At 34.2% G+C, this 20,785-nt stretch carries 19 protein-coding genes; 13 read left to right on the forward strand and 6 right to left on the reverse strand.

What is annotated here, in order from left to right; genetic code table 11:
* Nucleotides 1-132: 132 nt before the first annotated feature.
* Complete coding sequence (locus DYQ05_RS04255; RefSeq protein WP_252723511.1) at nt 133-1,155, reverse strand: alpha/beta hydrolase family protein; 1,023 nt, start codon at nt 1,153-1,155, stop codon at nt 133-135.
* 121 nt (nt 1,156-1,276) lie between these two features.
* Here DYQ05_RS04255 and DYQ05_RS04260 point away from each other — a divergent pair, with 121 nt between their 5' ends.
* The gene (locus tag DYQ05_RS04260) at nt 1,277-1,984 is read left to right on the forward strand and encodes a tRNA 2-thiocytidine biosynthesis TtcA family protein (RefSeq protein ID WP_194076387.1); all 708 of its coding nucleotides are present in this window, start codon (nt 1,277-1,279) and stop codon (nt 1,982-1,984) included.
* 25 nt (nt 1,985-2,009) lie between these two features.
* Here DYQ05_RS04260 and DYQ05_RS04265 read toward each other — a convergent pair whose 3' ends face one another.
* Nucleotides 2,010-2,795, reverse strand: coding sequence for a sulfite exporter TauE/SafE family protein (locus tag DYQ05_RS04265; RefSeq protein ID WP_206183904.1), 786 nt, complete (start codon nt 2,793-2,795; stop codon nt 2,010-2,012).
* Between the two features lie 113 nt (nt 2,796-2,908).
* Between DYQ05_RS04265 and DYQ05_RS04270 the strand changes: the two genes are divergently transcribed.
* A complete protein-coding gene (locus DYQ05_RS04270) occupies nt 2,909-3,484 on the forward strand; it encodes a TetR/AcrR family transcriptional regulator (protein ID WP_206183905.1) in 576 nt (191 codons plus the stop codon).
* Here DYQ05_RS04270 and DYQ05_RS04275 read toward each other — a convergent pair.
* Together DYQ05_RS04275 and DYQ05_RS04280 are read right to left on the reverse strand one after the other, a co-directional pair.
* Nucleotides 3,481-3,900, reverse strand: coding sequence for an Rrf2 family transcriptional regulator (locus DYQ05_RS04275; RefSeq protein ID WP_024465500.1), 420 nt, complete (start codon nt 3,898-3,900; stop codon nt 3,481-3,483). The two genes, DYQ05_RS04270 and DYQ05_RS04275, sit on opposite strands and share 4 nt — an antisense overlap.
* A gap of 68 nt (nt 3,901-3,968) precedes the next feature.
* Entirely contained in the window at nt 3,969-4,604 is a 636-nt protein-coding gene (locus DYQ05_RS04280; protein ID WP_206183906.1) for an SDR family oxidoreductase, read from the reverse strand.
* A gap of 213 nt (nt 4,605-4,817) precedes the next feature.
* Here DYQ05_RS04280 and DYQ05_RS04285 point away from each other — a divergent pair, with 213 nt between their 5' ends.
* Genes DYQ05_RS04285 through DYQ05_RS04305 form a run of 5 tightly spaced genes read left to right on the forward strand, consistent with a single transcriptional unit; the run spans nt 4,818 to nt 12,936 of the window.
* Nucleotides 4,818-5,957, forward strand: a complete 1,140-nt coding sequence (locus DYQ05_RS04285) for an N-acetylneuraminate synthase family protein (protein ID WP_024465499.1) — start codon at nt 4,818-4,820, stop codon at nt 5,955-5,957.
* A 2-nt stretch (nt 5,958-5,959) separates the two neighbouring features.
* On the forward strand, nt 5,960-6,370 hold the full coding sequence (locus tag DYQ05_RS04290) for a J domain-containing protein (RefSeq protein WP_020964704.1): 411 nt from the start codon (nt 5,960-5,962) through the stop codon (nt 6,368-6,370).
* Between the two features lie 13 nt (nt 6,371-6,383).
* Nucleotides 6,384-8,330, forward strand: coding sequence for a hypothetical protein (locus DYQ05_RS04295; protein ID WP_206183907.1), 1,947 nt, complete (start codon nt 6,384-6,386; stop codon nt 8,328-8,330).
* A gap of 2 nt (nt 8,331-8,332) precedes the next feature.
* Entirely contained in the window at nt 8,333-9,520 is a 1,188-nt protein-coding gene (gene dinB, locus DYQ05_RS04300) for a DNA polymerase IV (protein ID WP_020964706.1), read from the forward strand.
* Entirely contained in the window at nt 9,517-12,936 is a 3,420-nt protein-coding gene (locus DYQ05_RS04305) for a hypothetical protein (protein ID WP_252723512.1), read from the forward strand. Before dinB ends, DYQ05_RS04305 begins: the two co-directional genes overlap by 4 nt.
* A gap of 6 nt (nt 12,937-12,942) precedes the next feature.
* Here DYQ05_RS04305 and DYQ05_RS04310 read toward each other — a convergent pair whose 3' ends face one another.
* On the reverse strand, nt 12,943-13,683 hold the full coding sequence (locus DYQ05_RS04310; RefSeq protein WP_206183908.1) for an ABC transporter permease: 741 nt from the start codon (nt 13,681-13,683) through the stop codon (nt 12,943-12,945).
* A complete protein-coding gene (locus DYQ05_RS04315) occupies nt 13,655-14,632 on the reverse strand; it encodes an ABC transporter substrate-binding protein (RefSeq protein ID WP_206183909.1) in 978 nt (325 codons plus the stop codon). The genes DYQ05_RS04310 and DYQ05_RS04315 overlap by 29 nt, the downstream gene beginning before the upstream one ends.
* Nucleotides 14,633-14,762: 130 nt before the next feature.
* Between DYQ05_RS04315 and DYQ05_RS04320 the strand changes: the two genes are divergently transcribed.
* From DYQ05_RS04320 to nuoF, 6 genes are all read left to right on the forward strand, one after another.
* Nucleotides 14,763-15,236 carry a hypothetical protein gene (locus tag DYQ05_RS04320; protein ID WP_206183910.1) on the forward strand — a complete coding sequence of 158 codons (474 nt, stop codon included), beginning with the start codon at nt 14,763-14,765 and terminating at the stop codon, nt 15,234-15,236.
* Between the two features lie 21 nt (nt 15,237-15,257).
* Nucleotides 15,258-16,250 carry an ATP-binding cassette domain-containing protein gene (locus DYQ05_RS04325; RefSeq protein WP_206183911.1) on the forward strand — a complete coding sequence of 331 codons (993 nt, stop codon included), beginning with the start codon at nt 15,258-15,260 and terminating at the stop codon, nt 16,248-16,250.
* Between the two features lie 214 nt (nt 16,251-16,464).
* The gene (locus DYQ05_RS04330; protein WP_020964711.1) at nt 16,465-17,745 is read left to right on the forward strand and encodes an aspartyl protease family protein; all 1,281 of its coding nucleotides are present in this window, start codon (nt 16,465-16,467) and stop codon (nt 17,743-17,745) included.
* A 320-nt stretch (nt 17,746-18,065) separates the two neighbouring features.
* The gene (locus DYQ05_RS04335; RefSeq protein WP_020964712.1) at nt 18,066-18,572 is read left to right on the forward strand and encodes an NADH-quinone oxidoreductase subunit NuoE family protein; all 507 of its coding nucleotides are present in this window, start codon (nt 18,066-18,068) and stop codon (nt 18,570-18,572) included.
* 28 nt (nt 18,573-18,600) lie between these two features.
* The gene (locus tag DYQ05_RS04340) at nt 18,601-18,996 is read left to right on the forward strand and encodes a (2Fe-2S) ferredoxin domain-containing protein (RefSeq protein ID WP_024470215.1); all 396 of its coding nucleotides are present in this window, start codon (nt 18,601-18,603) and stop codon (nt 18,994-18,996) included.
* 1 nt (nt 18,997) lies between these two features.
* Nucleotides 18,998-20,779, forward strand: a complete 1,782-nt coding sequence (gene nuoF, locus DYQ05_RS04345) for an NADH-quinone oxidoreductase subunit NuoF (RefSeq protein ID WP_206183912.1) — start codon at nt 18,998-19,000, stop codon at nt 20,777-20,779.
* Nucleotides 20,780-20,785 lie beyond the last annotated feature (6 nt).

The raw sequence follows: 20,785 nt of genomic DNA on the forward strand, positions 1-20,785 counted from the left end.
AAAAATTAAAGGTAAAAATATACATATAGATTTAATGGATATTGACATACTAAATAAATAGGATTTAGGGTCGATACGAAATTCTTATAAAAATATATGGGAAAACATTTTATTATTAGAAAACAATCTATATTATAAATTTCTTGAATCGTAATTGGGATAATCTCCATGTTTTCTTTTTGTATCGGTGTACAACAAGGGTCCTATTTCGGAAAATCTTTTTCCGTTTTTCTTAAAAAGTTCAAGGTTGTGTTTTTCGTTTTTTAAGAATGAATCAAACCATGAAGTAATTAAATAAGAATATAAAGAAAAATTTTCCTTATGATAACCGCCGAAAATTTCAATACGGTAAGTATCCAAACAGTCGTTGTGATTTATATTTTTAAACGATAAAAAACATGCCGCCGTGTTTTTGTTCAGATTTTTAAAAAACCGATATGCTTTTTCGGGGTAAGCAATTACGTCCGTCTCGGAAGTTAAAATAAGAACCGCTCCGCGTATTTCGGAAAATTCATCGCCCAACTCTTCATTTTTACCGGCAATTCTTTCGATAAATCCGGAAGCTCCGTTATAAGGGTGAATTGCAGTAACGGCTTTTACAAACGGCATAAAATCGGCGAAATATAAAGCCGCCGAGCCGCCCAACGAATGTACCGCTATACCTACATTTTCGGTATCGAGTAACCCGTACAGTTTGTGTTCGGGGTTTTCATTTTTTTCTTTTAGTAATTCGTATGTGGAAGAAAGCGGGGCAATCCAATCTTTAGGAGCCTCTTTTTTTCTGGAGGTAAAAACTGCGGCGGCATATCCGTATGATGCTAAAATTCTTCCCAACGGCAAAACGGAAAACTTGGAAGCTGCATATCCGTGAACAATCAGTATAAGAGGGCATTTACCTTCTTTTTTCGGAAGGTATACGGTAATAAGGCCTTTTATATTTTCGGTATCGGAAAGCGATTCATCTTTTATGTTGTCTTTTAATGCGGTTTTATAAACATGATTGAATCCTACCTTACTTTCATCATTAAAAGCCCATACTTTAAACCTGTCTTCTTTTTTTATATTTTGTGCATACGCAAAAATAAAACCGAAACAAAAAAAAGAAAAAATACTTTTTATTGCGAAAATTTTCCTCCTTTTGAAAAACTTAAGCATATAAACTCTCCTTTATAACATTAGAGAAGCAAATTCTATAATAAATTACATATCTTGTCAACAATATAATGCATTAATTTGCTATTGCTTTTTTTCTTAAAATCTTTTATCTTAATCGGCTATGGCTAACCCGAAACTTTTTAGAACAATTGATAGAGCGGTATTCGATTATAAAATGATAGAAGAAAACGACAGAATTTTACTTGCCGCTTCAGGCGGAAAAGATTCTACTGCATTGGCGGAGTATTTTTCGATGCGTATAAAACGGCCGAATCCTAAATTTACCGTACATGCAATGCACATAGCTTCCGATGTTGCTCCGGAATTTTCTTCCGAAATTATAAAACGTTTTGACGAGTGGAATATTCCGTTAACCGTAAAAAAAATTTCGGTTTTAGGACGATTAAAGCCGGGAGAAAAAATGAATTGCTGGTGGTGTTCAAGTCAAAGACGTACCGAATTAAATAAATTTGCTATGGAAAACGGTTTTAATAAAATCGCTCTGGGTCATCATATAGATGATATTTTAGAAACGCTTTTAATGAATTCTCTTCAAAAAGGGATTTTAGCGACAATGCCTCCCGTTTTAAAATTCGATAAATATCCCGTTACGATAATACGCCCGCTTTGTCTTGCCGATTTATCGATGATTATAAGACATGCGGAAGAAGCGGGATATATTTGTTCTACATGCACATGTACATTTCAGGAAAACTCCGTCAGAAAAACGGCGCGTTCAAGATTGGCAGGATTAACGGGCGGCTCTTATAAGCTGAAAATAAATTTGTTTAATTCTTTAAAAAATATACTTCCTAAATATCTTCCCTGATTATTTAAAGTTTAAATGCGTTATTTTACCCGCCTAAAAAGTACCTTGCAAATAAGTCGTAAAACAACTTTGCAAAAAGAAGGCATATTACAATAACCATAAGAGGACGTATAAAAGCCGCACCCTTTTTTAAAGCAAGCCCCGCACCCAGATAATTACCCATTATTCCGCATATTGCCGCAGGAATTGCAATCCGATAAATAACACTTCCGTTTAAAACGGCTACAATGAGAGAAGCATAGTTTGAAGCAAGGTTTAAAATTTTCGCATTGCCTGAAGCTGTTTTTAAATCATATTTCATACATGCGGAAAATACAATTATGGCAATAGTTCCCGTTCCGGGGCCTATAAGACCGTCATAAAAGCCTACCGCCAAACCGGTATAAGCTGCAAAACGGAAAGCTTTTGCTTTTGAAATTTCTTCGACTTTGTTTTCAACCCCGAAATTCTTTTTTAATAAAAGTGCTGCCGCAACTACGGGAAGTATAATTATCAGTACCGTTTTTAAAACCTCAGGATTTATTTTAAAAGCTATTTTTATTCCGATAAATGAAGAAATAAACGAGCATATTGCGGAAATAAAGGCAATCTTCCAATCCAATGCTCCGTTTTTAAAAAAACGCATTGCGGAAAAACCGGTCCCGCAGGCGGCGGAAAATTTATTACAGCCGATTGCCGTATGCGTGTTAAGTCCCGTAAATAAATATGCGGGAAGCGAAATCAAGCCTCCTCCGCCTGCCGCCGAATCTACAAGACCTGCGAGAAAAACACAAAAATATAGAATAAGTGCAGACCAAATTGTTAATTGCATTTTTTTATTTTATATGATTTTTACATTTTTGTATATCGGCTCTTCATTGATGTAAAATTATTTTTATGTTACTATACCGGAAATCTATATAATACTTTGTAGAGGAGAAGTCTTTGCCTGCTAATTTTACAATTGAAGAAAAAGAAGCGGTTAGAAAAGCTCTTTTTAAAAAAGGATATGAACTTTTATCTCAATATGGAATGAAAAAGTTAAAGATACACGATATTGCCCGTGCCGTAGGTATAGCGGCAGGAACCTTTTATCATTTTTTTCCAAGTAAAGATGCTTTTATTTCGGAACTGATAAAAGCCCGCAAACGGCAATCCATAGAAAATTTTAAAGCGCTTGCATCTAAATATCCGAAAGGAATACCTTTTAAGGAAATGAAGATGTATCTGCTTAATAATTTGAATAATGAAAATATTTACAGGCTTCTTTCGCAAGAAGATTACAATACCTTAATGCAAAAGTTTGATTTATCGCAATCGGAAGAAGAAACGGTAGAAAAAACGGGAGCTTATATTATGAGTAAATTGGCTACCGATAAAACTGCGGAAGATTTTAAATTGTTTTCCGAAGCATATAAAATTATTATAATCGGTACTTCCGATTTAACTAAACTGAATACCGATGTGCTTAATTCCGTATCTGAAAAACTGGTAGAGTCCGCTTGTAAATTTCTTTATTAAACCAGTTTGTTTAAAATATTTTGCAAGGTATAAGACTTTAATTTTTTTTCAAGGGAAAGCTGTGCTTCGGAAAAGCAGTTTTCAAGAAGAACATCTATTTTATTTGCAACGGGACAATCCTGTTCTTTATTTTTATGTATTTTAAACAGCTTACCGTCTTTTACCGATTCAACGGCGTTAAATACATCAAGAAAATTTATTTCGGAAGCTTTGCGGGTTAAACAAATTCCTCCGGTTCCCGCCGTAATGGAAATAAGTCCCGCTTTTTTTAATAAGCCCATTAAATTTCTAATAACGACGGGATTTGTTTTTACGCTTGAAGCAATAAATTCGCTTGTAACCTTATGCGTATTTTTAAAAAATTCTACGCAAAGCAAAATATGTATTGAAACCGAAAATTTTGTCCCTATTTGCATATAATAAATCCTTATAAAAATATTATACACAAAAGACAAAAAATAACTATCGGTTACGTATTTATAATTTATATACTTACAACCGAAAAATTCTTTTGAATAAATTTAGCATTTTCAAACTCGTCAATCATTGCAATTGCATAATCGGCATAACTTATAGAACTTTCTCCCTTGGAATTAAACGGAACTTCCGCTCCTGAAAGTTTATACTTACCGCATCGCTTCCCGTCAGGATTAAAATCGAACGGCGGACAAAGATATGTCCATAATACATCTTTGCATTCTTTTAACTCCATAAAGGCATTAACTTCCGCCCGTGCAAGAGGCTTAAATTCTTCGGGGAAGTCGGGCGCATTTAAAAGCATGGTTTTATGCGAGGAATCGGTGTATAAACAACCGGCTCCGCCTACAACTAAAAGTCTGGTTTTTGAATTTTTTAAGCATTCGCATAAATGCCTAAGAGAGCTGCCGTGTTGGGGAAATTTGTCCTCCGTCCATACTCCGAAAGAATCGATGACGGCATCGAACCCTTTTAAATCCTCCGCCGTTAAATCAAATAAGTCTTTTTGTAAAACCTTTGCCTTAGGGTTTTTTGCTTTTTTATGACGTATTACGGCGGTAACCTCATAACCTCTGCTGACGGCTTCATTTGTTAAGCATAGCCCCTGCTTTCCGTTAGCTCCGATAATTGCAATCTTTTTCATTTTTAACTCCTATTATTAAAATAAAATATCTTGATGTAATCATAATGATTACATCAAGATAATAACACGGTAATAGGTGTGATGTCAATAGATGTAATATAAATAGTTACACCAAATAAAATTTTTACGGGTTTTATAGATGTTTTACGTTTACAAGGTTGTTCCGCTTGTTTTTTTCGGGGATTTAATATACTATTGTTTTACGGAATATTTATGAAAGAATTAGGGAACAGTTTAAACTTAGGCGGACAAACTTTTTGTATGGAAAATCCTCTTATAATTGCCGAAATAGGAACAAGCCACAACGGGGATATTAATCGGGCAAAAACTTTAATAGACGCCGCTTTTTCATCGGGAGCGTCCGCCGTAAAATTCCAAATTGTATATGCGGACGAAATTCTGCATCCGGACACGGGCTTTGTAAATTTACCGACCGGTTCCGTTCCGCTTTATGAGCGTTTTAAAGAGCTTCAAACACCGGCAGGATTTTATGCGGAACTTGCAAGCTATGCCCGCAGTAAAAATCTTTTATTTTCCGCAACGCCTTTCGGAATACGCTCCGCGAACGAACTTAAAGAACTTAACCCGGATTTTATAAAAATTGCGTCGCCTGAACTTAATTATACTCAGCTTTTAAAGCATTGTGCGGAATTCTCCTTACCTATGATTCTTTCAACCGGAGTTTCTCTTTTAAAGGATATTGAAAAAGCGATTATCGATGTAAAAAGCGTGAACGGAGAATTGCCGCTTGCGCTTTTACATTGCGTAACCGCATATCCTGCGCCGGAAAGCGGTTACAATGCGGCTCTTATACGGAATTTAAAAAAGATATTTAACTTACCGGTAGGTTTAAGCGACCATTCTATGGACGCGATTTTGGTTCCGTCTCTAAGTCTTGCTTACGGCGGATTTATTATCGAAAAACACATTTGTCTTTCGCGCAGCGAAAAAGGTTTGGACGACCCGGTTGCATTGGAGCCTGAAATGTTTGCGCAAATGTGTTCCGCATTGAAAAAATATTCAAAATGTTCCCGTAAGGAAATAATCGACGATTTAATGCGTCTAAATTATTCTAAAGATAGAATAGAAAAAGTAATAGGTACCGGTGAAAAAAAATTAAGCGGAGCGGAAAGCCCGAATTACGGAAGAACCAACAGGTCTATTCATTATACGAAAAATTTACAAAAAGGTTCGGTAATTACAAAAAGCGATATTGCCGTCTTGCGTACAGAAAAAATTTTAAGTATAGGGGAAGCCCCTGAAAAATTCGATTTTTTTATCGGAGCGGTTTTACAGCGCAGTGTAGTTTCGGGAAGCGGAGTAAATATGGAAGATTTTATTGTTAGAGGTTAAAATTGAGCGGTAATTATTATGATGAAATGGGAAGTATCTTGCGCGATGCATTAACTTCGGACGAAGACCCTTTTGAAGCTGCTTTACGTCCTAAGGGAAAGTATAGAAAAACCGCTTCAAGAATGGAGCGCCGTCCACCGCCGAAAATAAATACGGAGAAAAAGCGTATTCCGGTTCCGCCTGAATTAATCGAAGATTTTGCGGTGTTAAATGTTTTACCGGGAGTACCTTTGGAAGATTGTAAAAAGGCATGGAAGCATTTAATAAAAAAACATCATCCCGATATTGCACAAAAAACGGATAATAAATTCGACACGAATGAAATTATTTGCAGAATAAACAATGCATATCGTAAGATAGAAGTTTGGTTTACGACGGGAAAAATATTGACTGAAAAAGAATTAAATTCATAAAGGGTTTACAATATTGAAAAAGCATATTTTTATTTTAAGTTTAATAATTTTCTCTACTATAAAACTTTATCCTGAAAATACCGTTTACGAATTCGGGCCTAAAACGGAATGGGCTGTTGTATTTACTTCTTCGAGAGATACTAATAATAATGAAACTTTTTCAACAAAACTTTTACATAATTTTGCGGAAAAGCTTAGCGGAATAAAATTAAGCGGTACTGTAATAATAGCGATTACCGATAACGATATACCGGATTTGCCTGAAACAATTCCTGCAAACGGATATAAAAATATAAACCTGCTTATAAATAAAATATATGAAAAAAAAACTTCGGCGGTTTTTATTTTATCCGACGGAGAAGAAAATAAGGTTAAGATAATACCGGGTTCCGATAAAAAAACAAGTCCCCCATGGATTATTGAAAGTTTATTCGAAGAATTTTCAAAACAAAATATAAAAATGGATTTTAATTCCAACGATGTTATTTTAAAGCGGCTGGGTTTTTTGGAAGACGATAAAATACTTGCAAAATATTTAAATGAAGGAATCCCTTCCGTCGCAATATCTACAAATAAAGATATAACTTCATCTTTAATTTCTTTAGCAAATAAATACAGTCAGGAGATTCCGCAAGACTGGGATAAACATTATAACATAAAAAAGATATTTAAGTTTATAGTAATTAAAGAAAGATTTTTAATTATAATAATGCTTGCAATAATGATGTTTGCATTGTTTTATATCTTTATGTTCAGCTTTTTATTCGGAAAGAAAAAAGAAGTCCACATAAAAGATTTACTTACACTGTGGCGGGTGCCTATTTTATTTTTTATTTTAAATATTATTTCTTTCTATTTAAGTGAATATATCGTATTGTTTATTTTCCGTATGTTATTCGGGAATGCCGATGCAATAAATTTATTTCCTGTTGCCGCAACGGGTTTTAAATTCGCTCTTGCCTTTTCCATAAGCTCGGGATTTTTAGTAATAAACAGAAAAACAAATCTTCCTCAAAATACTTTTATTTACGGTTATCTTGCAAGTTTTTCATGTTTTTTTAATATTTTTATTTTTTCCAGTTTGGATTTATCTTTATCTCTTATGTTTTTGGAAATATATGCATTATCGTTTATTTCATATCATTTAAAAAGAGCGTATATTCAAATTATATTTTTTATTTTAAATTTAGGTTTATTGGTATTATACTTTTTTCCTTTATTTTTTCACACGGATAATTTTATTCCTGTTTTATTTTATGCCGATAATTTTGCCGTTTCCTTCTTTGTAACTCCTTATTATTTAATGCTAACGCGTATTTTTTTCAGATTAAAAAGGCATAATCCCGATGTAAAGTTTAATAAGGTAACGCTGCATATTTTTATAAGTTTAATAACCGTAATTTGTTTTGTTTTAATAATTATCGGCCCGGATTTTTTAATGCAAAAACAAAAAAGAACTTTTTTATTATATAAAATTGAAAATAAAATAAATACTCAGGAAGTAATTTCAGGATTAAAGACAATGCCGGCTAACGAAAACGATAAATCTTTTTTAGAACAATTTAAAAGTTTAAATGAAAATGATTTTATTGCCGCAGATTTTAAATTGGAAAACTATCTTGAGCGAAGTATCGGTGAAATAAAAGTAAGTCCGGCACTGAAAGCGGCTCTTATAAATATTTTAATAACCCGTGAAGACGGCTTTCCCATATATGAAGCAAGTTCGGAATTTACTACTTCTTCATCGGGGAAGGAAGTAAGTTTTTTATCGCCTCTTAATATAAACGAAGCGTTTTCAATTAAATTTTCCGGTGAGAAAAATTCAAAACTTAATATAAAAATAAATGCATGGTTTTACGATAGCCCTTTGAAAATAGACTTTAAAGATAATGCGGAAAATAAAAAACTTATTTTTCAGGTAACAAAAGAATTCGTTTTAAAACCTGATTCGGAGATTTAATTATGGAAAAACAAAAATGTTTTTTTCATGTTGACCTTGACGCTTTTTTCGCTTCGGTAGAACAATTGGATAATCCCGACTATCGCGGTAAACCTGTAATTGTGGGAGGGCAATCAAGACGCGGAGTGGTTTCTACGTGTTCTTACGAGGCCCGCAAATTCGGTGTTCATTCCGCTATGCCGATTATGCAGGCGCGGAAACTTTGTCCCTTAGGAATTTTTGTAAGGGGAAGAATGAAACGCTATCACGAAAAATCAAAAGAAATTATGAATATCTTTAAAGATTTTACTCCCGATGTTCGGCAAATTTCCATTGATGAAGCTTTTTTGGATATGAGCGGAATGGAAAAACTTTTAGGCCCTCCCGAAAATTCCGCACGTTTATTAAAGAAAGCAATAAAAGAAAAAGCCGGATTAACTGTGTCGATAGGCTGCGGAACCAATAAATATATTGCAAAAATCGCTTCCGGTAAATCAAAACCGGACGGATTATTTATAGTACCTAAAGGAGGCGAGGCGGACTTTATGCAAACGCTTTCGCTAAAGGAAGTTTGGGGTATCGGAGAAAAAACACGTGAAAAACTTATTGCTTGCGGGTTAAAAACCGTTTCTGAAATTTTAAATACAAGCGAAAAATTATTATGTACAATTTTAGGGAATGCCGGAGGAGTTTTTTTACATAATGCCGTGCGCGGGCAGCTTACCGAAATTTTTTCCGAAGAAGCAAAGCACCGTTCGATAAGCACCGAACGAACCTTTGAGTATGATTTAATTTCGCACGAACAAATTGACGATATTCTTCTTTTTCTTTCTACGGAACTGATGTACCGTGTTATTGACGAAAAAGTGAACGGTAAAACCGTTTCGGTTAAAATACGCTACGGAGATTTTACAACGGTTTCGATTCAAGAAACCGGAGATTCGGTAAACGATTCTCAAGATTTATATGAGCGTGCAAAAAAAATATTTTATAAAAAATTCGACAACAAAACTTCGATAAGGTTATTAGGTCTTTCAATTATGAATATCGAAGAATGCCGTACCGAAATGCAGGGAGAGCTTTTTTGCAGTGAAGATAAATTAAAAAAAAGAAAAATGGAAGAAACAATGTATGCTCTTATGAAAAAAGAAGGTAAAGATATTTTAAAACCCGCCCGTCTTTTACAATCCGATAACGGAGAGAAAAAATGAAAAAAATATTTTGCGGTTTTTTATTCTTCGTATTTTCTTTTTTTGTATTTCCCCAATCGGATACGGAAAACGAAAAGGAGAATCCGTCCGTAGAGGAAGAAATAGAGTTGATAAAAAACCGCACGGGAGAAAACAAAGCAGGTCTTTATTTTAAAGATATAGAGCGGGATAAAGCCGTCCTTTTTTTGGACGGTTTTTGGGAGGCTTCTTTTTTAGGAATTGCAAGTTTTGAATTTTCCAAAGGTTATTCAAAATTAAATTCGATACAACCTATATTCAAACAAAAAGCGCATTTGTCGTTATGGCTTTTATTAAACAGGCAATTTTATTTTGAAACCTTATACAAAGACGACTATAAAAAAAGCATTATAGCTATGGGTTATTTCGGAAAGGAAGGCTCGGCAGTAAAGCATATTCGTGCAGGAAACAGCGGAATTAAATTTCCGTCAAATTACGGTTTTATAAATTCCGGAGGCGGAAATATTATTGCGCCAGGTATAATGGGTACATTTGCGGGAGATAATTGGCAAGCGGATACGATGTTTCGATACGAAAGTTCCGAATATAATTCAAAATTTTATTACGGTACAAATGAAATAAACAAGACTAAAATATCGATTAACTCATGGAGCAAAGCCCGCCATTTTTATATTCCGGCCGTTAATTTATACGGAAAACAATTACAAATACTTGTAAAAGATTATTCAGGCGGAGATTGGAGAGAACTTCCTAAAGATGAGTTTTCGATAAATGCAAGAGAAAATACTCTTACATTAAAAAAAAGTTTTCCCGCAGGCGTTGCGGTAAATTATTTATATTCATTAAGCGAAGAATCCGCTGCCGATACTTTTTTAAATTCGGTTAAACTATACTTTGCCGGTATCTCCGAGATTGAAAATAATATAAAACCTTTAATAAGGAATTATGCGGAAAATATTCGCGGAAAATCGTTTTTAATTTTAAAAACGGAGGATACTTTTTCCCCTTTTGAAATTGCTTCGCGTTACGACGTTCCTCAAACGGGCTCTTCTCATTTAATAAATGTAGTTTCCTCTTTAACGGAAGATAAAGCGGCTCAATTTACTTCGCAGATAAACTCGGGAGATTTTTTTTCAGACGGATTTATCAAAATAAATTTTATTCAAATTATCAATAAAAATTTTCCTGTTGATTTTTCCAAGCCGGAACAAATATTTCCTTTTGTAAATTCCGATTATAAAATATATATTCCGGGCAATACAAATGAAGACCTTTCTCTTCAAATTTTATGCGAATCGTATACGTTAAATCAGGAGTTTTCCATACCCGATACCGCAGTGCCGGGAAGCATACGAATTTATAAAAATAAAATAGAAATATTTAATTTTGTTTATAACGAAAAAACAAATATCATAACCTTTCACGAAGAAATATTGCCGAATGATTTAATTGAAATACGATGGAAGGAAGGCAAAACATACTCCGATTCGGGAACCGTAAAATTTGCAAGCGGTGTTCATTGGCGGCCTATAAGCGGATTGGATATATTTTTTGCAAATTCCGGCGATTGGGAAATTGCAAAACAAAAACAACAATTAACCGATGTTTATAAATTTTCAAGCGGGGCGGAATTTTCAAAATATAATATTAAAGCGGGAAGCCGATTCGGTTTTGATATTGTTGCGGACAGAAATGGAAAACCGAAAGGACATAATTATATTTTTAAAAATAAAACTTATTTCGATTATACTGCAAAAGAAATTCTTTTTAAAAAAAATGATGAACCGATTTTTTCAAATCCGCATTTTTATATCGACGGAGATTTTCAAACGGAATCTAAAAAAGAAGATACGAAAATAAATTCTAAAATGGAAGCCGGTATGGATTTGTGGAAAATAAAATTGGAAGGGAATTTATCTTTGCAAAATAAAACCGATATAGCCGTAAAGAATTCAAAAAAAAAGATAATAGAGAGCTACGGGCACTCCGTTTTTATTCCGATTTATTTTTTTACAGCGTCCGAAAATTATTTTGTAAATCAAAATGAAAATCTTTTAAGACGGAGCTGCACTCTCGGTTTTGAAAAGTATATTTCCGCAAAGTATCTTACTTCTATAGATTACAATAAAGAGTTTACCAATTCAAAAATATTTGCTTCATTATCTCCCATAATTCCCGAAAAAGATTTCGGAATTATATACAGTGAAATAAATTTCGGCGTAAGTCAAAGGTATAAAACGGTTTACGATATTTCAAATACGGGTTATACGCAATCGTGGAAAAAAAGTTTAACTGATATGTATTCAAAGGGTGAACAATATGCCGACAACCGAAATTCGGAATTAAAATTTATATTTAATTTCTTTTCGAATAACGGTAAAACTGCTTTAAAAGATACGAATTTTTTAGGTTTTAACTTTGAAGCATCGGTTTTTACAAAAGTAAATAACCGAGGTCTTTCTCAATGCGAAGAGCAAACAAGATTTTCAGTTTCCGTTCCGTTTGAAATCAAAAAGATTTTTTTTACTCCGGTTTGGGAAAGAAAGATTTTAAAAACCAAGCCCGAAGCCGAAACAAAAAAACAAAACGGATATTCTGAAGATATTTATTTTTTATTTAAGGGAATGGGAGAACAGTTTTGGCTTTTTTCCAAACCCGTTTTTTACGATTTAATCGATAAAAAGATAAATACGCAAATACAAATAAATAATTTTAATAACTATGCTTTTTATAATTTATACGGTTTAAATATTTCGCGTATTATATCTTCTTCAATTACGGATTTATACATACCGCTTGAATTTAATACCGCTTTTTCAAGAATCGTAAAATCGGAAAAGGCTTTCCCGCAAGGCTTGAATATTTACGGAATGGATTTTGCAGTTAAATATACAACATTGAATATTTCAGGTAAATTCGGATATTTTAATTGGTTTACATGGTATGAACAGGATGAGCTTAACAGAACATATAAATGGAATTTTTCTTTCGGCAAAGATTTTTTTAAATTTAAATTTAACTCCATACATACTTTATACTATTTTTTTGCGGAAAGAAATAATTTAGGGTTTGAAAATGAATTTAATTGCTTTGCGGTAAAAACCGAAAATACAAGTTTAAAAACGGAGGAATGGAAAGAAAAATTCAGTGTTATTTTAACTCTTGCAAGCTCTTCATCTTTACCTCATTTAATTATAAGATTGTTCAGTAAAATTCCTCTTCTCGACAGCAGAGAAGAAAAATTATCCGTAGAATTTTCAAAAACCTCTAATTTAAAAAAACTTAATTATTTGATATCGTTTAAGCATTCTCAAATTACAAAAATAGGAGAACACGGCGAAATAAAAATTTTTGCCGAACTTACAGGAAGTTCTACAAAAAAAGATTCGTTTTTATTGAATATAAGCGCTGGTCTTGCAGGAAAGGTGGAATATTAAACGCATTTACCGTAGATTAAATATAGTTTTTTGTAAAGCTGCGGCAATTAAGACCGCTATAAAAGCCCAGGCAAAAAGAGAGGCGGTATCTAACTGCACACGGGCAATTTGAAATGCCGTGCCTATACCGTATTTCGGTTGACTTAAAACTTCCGCACTGATTAAAACTTTTACGCAAAAAGCAAAAGCAATGCTGTAGGCATTTTTTATAAACGGTTTTATACAAGGTAAATACAAAAGTTTTAGTCGGCGCATAAAGGGAACGCTAAAATCCTCCGACATAATTATTAAATTCTTATCTATGTTTTTTACACCGTCTGTAATATTTCTGTAAAGTACGGGAAAAACAATTAAACTTGTAACGAAAAGAGGTGTTATTTCCGATTTAAACCAAATTAAAGAAAGGAGCAGTATAGTCATTGTGGGGATTGATTTTAAAATATTTTCGGTTACGGAAAAAAAAGCTTCGCATCTTTTATTCAGTCCTGCAATGATTCCCAACGGAAAGGCTATGCAAGAATCAAAAACCAGAGTAATAATAATACGTTTAACGGAACTTGCGATAAAATAATAAGAAGTTTTGTTTTGAAGTATTAAGAGCAAGGCTTTTAATACCTCGCCAATCTGAGGTATGATTATAGGCCGGTTTAAAATACGGGCAGCCGCTTCCCATAAGGCGAGGCAAATAAAAGCCCCGCCTATTTTATAAAAGAATAATTTATTTTGCTTGATAATAAAAGCCTTCATCGGGAAGATTTCCGCCGATAAATTTAGGGTCGGAAGCCGCCAATACGCTAAGATATTTTTCTATAGCCGTTACGGCTTTTTTCGCGTCAACAAAATAAATATTTAAACGCGGAATTGCTTTAGTTATAACCGTAACGGGCGGAAGTACGGTAATGTTTGAAGCATATTCGGCTGCGGCTGCATTGTTTGCATTTACCCAGTCTACCGAATTTTTAGCAGCTTCAATAAAAGCTTTTACATATTCACCGTGGTTTTTTAAGAATTCCGTTTTAACTATTAAAGATGCTTGAGGATATGAAAGACCTCCCAATTTTTCTTTCCATTCATTTTGAATATCAATTAGGATTTTTGTATCGGGTTTTTTCGCAAGAATAGCGCTTAAGCTCGGCTCGGCGGCAATTGCGATACCTGCTTTTCCGCTTAAAAAAGCCGGAGGAATATCCGCTGCCGATGATAAGTATTGAAAAGTTACATCTTTATCGGGATTCAATCCGTTTTTGCTTAAAATTTCTCTTACAGTCAAATCGGGAGTTACGCCCCTTCCGAAAGAATAAACGGTCTTTCCTTTCAGCTCTGCAATTGAAGAAATGTTTTCTGAAGTAATACAGTATAAATTTCCCCAAACAACCGGAGCAATCAAGGTTACCGATTTATTTTTAGCATAAACTACGGAGGCAAAATTAGTTGCAACAATTGCAATATCGGCTTCTCCCGAAAGGATACGGGCCTGTAATACATCGGGGCCTGCGACAACTTCATATTCCGTAACTGAATTTTCAAATTGCGTTTTTTCGTATACCAATTTTGAAAGAGCAATTGCAGGGCCTCCCGACGGCAAAACTACCTTGGCGGTAAAGTTTTCTTTAGGGCTGACCTCTTTACTTCCGGTTGCAAAAAGACAAGCGGATACAACACAAACCAATGAAATGGATAATAAGATTCGTTTCATAAATCATCTCCTTATGATAAACAGTTTAACCTATTTTTCATTTTTTTTAAAGTAGGATATTCCTATAGCGGATTGACAGGTTCTTGAAAAAATATAGAATATGTAATTGATTAATTTAAAAGGAACAAATATGAAAAAAATGTTACGGTTTCATTCATTTAAATATATTGATAAAAAAACCTTTGTATTCTACGGATTCATTAATTTGTTCAGTATTATTATAGCATCTGCAATGCCTTTAGTAACAAAGCTAATGATTGATTCCGTTATTTATTTAAATATGAAAAAATTTGTTTATATGATTTTGGCGGAAATAATAAGTCTGGTTTTGTTCTTATCAGCCGAAGCAATTAAAGATTATATACACGGGAAACTGTATGCGGATAATTTTGTTAAAGTATCAAAGAAAATGTTGCATAATTCCGAATATTTTTCCCGTAAAAAGGATAAACCGAATTTTGAATTAATGTTATCACAAAATTATAATATTGTAAAACCGTATTTTTTTGAAATACAAACGACGCTTATATTTTCAATTATAAAAATAATAATAACATTAAGCATTATTTTATATTATTTTTTTTTGGGTAGGGATTTTTTTTAATTATTTTTTATTCCTTTCGGAATGTTTTTATCCAAAATAGGAGAAACTGAGGTTAATAAGTTATCCGAAAAAAATAATGAACTTAATAATACCGTAAAAAATTTATTGATAGATAAGGTTAAAATTGCAGATGAAGAATTATTTTTAAAAATTAAGCAGATTGGCGCTTCAATAATATCGAAGATAACTGATGATTATATCGGAAGTAAATTAAAATTTGAAAAAAATATTTCACTTATGAATAATTTTTTAGTATATGGATTTTTAAATTTTTTATTGGCGGCAGTTTTTATAATATCCTGTATTGCCGTTATTTATAATAAGATAACATTAGGTACTTTGGAAGCTTTTCAATTATATACATCGCAGTTATGGACACCTATTGAAAGAATTGTTAATATCCGCCGTCAATATATAAACGATAAACCTTACATAAAAGAGTTTTTTGCCGCTTTGGATTTAAGCATGCAGGAGCTTAAATATGAAAAAATTGAAAAAATAACATTAAAGAATTATTCGGGTATTAGTAAAAATAACGAGCCGTTAAATAAACCTGTAAATTTTTCTTTTAATAAGGGGAATATATATCTGGTACAAGGTGAAAACGGTGCGGGAAAAAGCACCTTACTTTATTCTTTGTTGGGTCTGTCAAACAGATATTCGGGAGATATTTATTTTAATAATCGAAAAATATATGCAGGATTATCAATATTGGATATATCATTTAACGGTGCATCTTCTTTTATAAGCCCTTATGGAAATTTGGCAAAATCATCGAATTTATCAAGCGGACAAACTAGGTATAATCAAATACATCATGCTTTAAATGAAGATAAACATTTAATAATAATCGATGAACCTACAAATTATCTTGATACCGATAAAAAGCGGGAGGTTTTAAACTTAATTAAAAGTAAGCATAATTCGGAAGTAATTATAATTATTATAACGAATGATGATTTTGTAAATAAATTTTTTCCGGCTGCGGATAGTTTAATATTGGAAAAATTATAGTTTAAATAATACTCTTATTCCGATAGGGCTTGAGATGTTTTTTTAAGTACGACGGTTTTAAACTCCCGGTAAACTATAAAAAAATATGAGATTAAAAAACACCGACGATAATAAAAATTGCTGCTATTCAAAAATCGTTAAAAAATAGAAACCGGAAGGCTTTCATAAAACCGTGGAAAAAGTTATAATTATAAAAAACTAATGAGGAGAAAAAATGAAAAGGAATCAATGTAAATTAATTAAAATATTAAATTCTTGTTTAATATTTTTATGTTTTTTTAGCAGCATATTTGCACAAAATGAGGCCGAATGCGAAAAAGTTGTGGAAGTCGTATTTGAGGCTTGCAACAAAAAGTCTGAATCGCAGCTGCTGCCTTATTTAGCCGAAAGTTTTTCCATAGCCGGATATAAAGATGATATGGCAAAGACCATATTGAAGCAGTTAATATCGGCGGTAGGAAATATAGTTTCTTATGAAAAAAAAGAAAGCCGTTTGGAAGCCGATAAACTTATTTTAGAATATTCGATTGACTATTCCCAAGTAGGAAAAAAAGATTCCATGTTTGTATTCAATAAGGATAATTTACTTGTCGAAGCTGAATTTATGAAGATAGCAGTGAAAACTTTATCACCTCAAGAAAGGGTAATCGAATATAATAAAGATAAATTTATTTCCGTTCCCGTAATTCTTGCAGGAAACCTTCCTCTTGTTGAAGTGCTCCTCAACGGTGAAAGCTGCTTATTTTTATTGGACAGCGGGGCGCCTTTTTCCATTTTAAATTCAAAGTATATTGATGGAGTGGATACAAGCGAAAAAAAGTTAGGTAGTTTACATGATATCAACGGTAATGCTTCAACTTCAAATATGGATATAGTAATGGTAAAAGAATTGGAGTTTGCCGGGAATAAAATGAAAAATCAAAAAATAGTAATTCTTGATATGTCTCATCTTGAAACATACTTAAAAACGGACGGTATATACGGATTAATAGGGTATGATATGTTAAAAGAATATGATTTCTTTTTAGATTATTCAAAAAAAACTTTGACGCTTATTAATCCTGACTATATTGACGGTTTTATAAAGAATAATAAATTAAAAATATATTCAAAAATTGCATGTTCTATGATAGAGCATATTCCGGTGGTTGAAACTCTTATAGGAAATAAAATCTATAGATTAGGAATCGATACCGGAGCAGAGTTTAATTTAATAGACAGTTTTTATTTTAGTGAATTGGAAAGTTTTTTAAAAAATAAAGAAAAAACTGAGCTTGGAGGAGCTTCCGGGGCTAAACGGGAAATATATCAAGCTGAAGTAAAAACGATGAAAATCGGTAAAAAAACATATAAGGATTTAAAAACCGGTTTTTCGGATATTTCACACTTAAGAAAAATAAAAGACGGCTATGAAGGGATTTTAGGTTATCCTTTTTTATCCGTTCACCCTATTCTTATAAGTTATAAGCGGAAAGAACTTATTTTGTTTAAATAATACTCTTATTCCGATAGGGCTTGAGATGTTTTTTTAAGTACGACGGTTTTAAACTCCCGGCATCTTTTTAATGAGTGTTTATAAAATAATGCTTGTTAAAAACATCGCAAGAGGGGAATCCCTAAAAACGGAGGTTTTAGAGGTTTCAGGCGGTGCCGGGTTAATTTAAATTTTTAAATAAAAATATTTTTTTATCCCTTGACAAATTTAAAATTATAATTGATAATATTATCTGATATATAAATTATGAGCAGTGTTTTACCATGGTGTGTGCCTGCCTGTTATGCTTGTATTTTATATTCACCACAAGGGGAAATTATATGAAAAACTGTGCCTGTTTTTCCGATGAGCTTAACAGCTTTATCGACTCGTGGAAAGAAAAACCCGGAAACCTCATTATGATTTTGCACAAGGTGCAGGAGGAGCAGGGATATATTTCCAGAGAAGCTGCGGAAGAAGTGTCTGTCCGCACAAATACACCGTTGGCAAATGTCTACGGTACTATGTCATTTTATCATTTCTTTAAAACCGAAAGACCCGGCAAACATAAGATTTCCGTATGTTTGGGAACCGCCTGTTATTTAAAGGGAAGCCAAGACTTGCTTGATGAAGCAAAATCGCTTCTCGGATTAAAAGACGGACAAACTACAAGCGAAGACGGAGAATTTTCGGTTGAGCCGGTGCGCTGTATCGGCTGTTGTGGCTTAGCTCCCGTTATTTCCGTAAACGGCGAAGTTCACGGAAAATTAAAACGCGAAGATATGGCAAAAATAATTGCCGATTGCCGCTCTGAAAGTGAAGTCCCGTCCGCCGTCTTAGAAAGATAAATCGAAAACTTAAAAGGAAAACGTGAGTATGCAAAAATTAACAAGAAAAACCTTACATGAACTTAGAGATTGCCTTGTTCCCGAGATAAAAATAAGAAAACCTGAAGAAAAAGAGGCTTATATAATAGTAGGAATGGGCGAGCGCGGAATACAAAAAGGCGCAAAAGAAATCTTTAAAATAATAAGCGAAAAAATAAACGGCATGGGTAAACGCGGAGATATTGCCGTTATTCAGGCGGAGCTCGAAGGTCTCGGCGAAGCGGAGCCTGTAGTTGAAGTAATTTTAAAAGGTGAAGAGCCTGTAAAATACGGTTATGTAACTGCTGAAATTGCAAATGAAATAATCGATTCTCATGTTGTAAACAAAAAAATTCTTTCAAAATATGTATTCGATATTTCAAAAAAAACTGAGGCGGAGGTGTAACATGTCGTATAGTCATTATATTTTGGTATGCGGAGGTTCAGCCTGCGAGTCGAGCCGCTCCGTTCAAATTTACGAAAACCTTATTACGGAAGCAAAAAATGCGGGGATTTCCGATGAGGTAAAAATTATAAAGACCGGGTGTTTCGGGTTTTGCGAAAAAGGTCCCATAGTAAAAATTCTTCCTGAAGATACTTTTTATGTTGAAGTAAAACCCGAAGATGCTTTTGATATTATTAACACACATATAGTACGCGGTATGGAAGTTACCCGCCTTCTTTATGATAAGACAAAAAAGAGTTCAGAGGAAATTACCGAAATTCCGTTTTATAAAAAACAGCTCCGTATTGCTTTGCGGAACTGCGGTTTAATCGACCCCGAAAATATCGAAGACTACATAGCTCATGACGGCTACTTCGCTTTGGAAAAAGCGCTTTTTGAAATGACCGGCGAGCAAATCGTCGATGAGATTAAAAAATCCGGTTTACGCGGAAGAGGCGGGGCGGGGTTCCCGACAGGGTTAAAATGGGAAGCGGGTCTTAAGGCTCAATGCGATATTAAGTATGTCGTCTGCAATGCCGACGAAGGCGACCCGGGTGCATATATGGACCGCTCCACAATAGAAGGCGACCCTCACAGCATAATAGAAGCTATGGCAATTTGCGGGAAAGCAATAGGAGCGAACAAGGGCTTTGTTTATATCCGTGCGGAATATCCCTTAGCGGTTTTCCGTTTGGAAAAAGCTCTTAAACAAGCCGCCGAATACGGGCTTTTGGGTAAAGACATCTTGGGCTCGGGTTTCGACTTTGAAATAGAAATCAGACTCGGTGCCGGAGCCTTTGTGTGCGGCGAAGAAACCGCCCTTTTGCGCTCAATCGAGGGAAAGCGCGGTATGCCCACACCTAAGCCGCCGTTCCCCGCCCAAGCAGGACTTTGGGGCAAACCTACGATTATCAACAATGTTGAAACTTGGGCAAATATTCCCGTTATCTTGAATAAAGGAGCTGCATGGTTCCGAGCGATAGGTACGGAAGATTCCGCCGGAACAAAAGTTTTTGCTCTTACGGGAAAAGTTGAAAATTCGGGACTGGTAGAAGTACCGATGGGAACGACCTTACGCGAAATTATTTTTGAAATAGGCGGCGGAATTAAAAACGGAAAAAAATTCAAAGCCGTGCAGACGGGAGGCCCTTCGGGAGGAATTATTACGCCCGATGCCCTTGATACCCCGATTGACTTTAAGAATTTGCAGGCACTCGGCTCAATGATGGGCTCAGGCGGTATGATTGTAATGGACGAAGACGACTGCGTAGTAGATGTTGCAAAATTCTATATGGAATTCTGCGTAGACGAATCGTGCGGAAAATGTTCACCGTGCAGAATCGGAACTAAGCAAATTCATTCAATACTTGATAAAATTTCAAAAGGCAAAGGTGAGTTAAGCGACCTCAATAAACTGGAAGAAATAGGCTTCGCAATGCAAAAAGCCTCGTTGTGCGCTTTAGGCCAGTCAGCTCCTAACCCGACGCTTTCTACAATTCAAAAATTCAGAGATGAGTATATTGCACACATTACCGATAAAAAGTGCTTAACGGGAAAATGTAAAAATCTCGTCAGTTTTTACATCAACGAAAAATGTATCGGCTGCGGCGCCTGTGCAAGAAAGTGTCCGGCAAACTGTATTACGGGAGAACGTAAGGTTAGGCATATTATTAACCAAATAAAGTGTTTAAAATGCAGCGAATGTTATAATACTTGCCGGTTTGCCGCCATAGATAAAAAATAAAGGAGA

The sequence above is a fragment of the Treponema pedis genome (assembly GCF_017161325.1).
Classification (GTDB): Bacteria; Spirochaetota; Spirochaetia; order Treponematales; family Treponemataceae; genus Treponema_B; species Treponema_B pedis.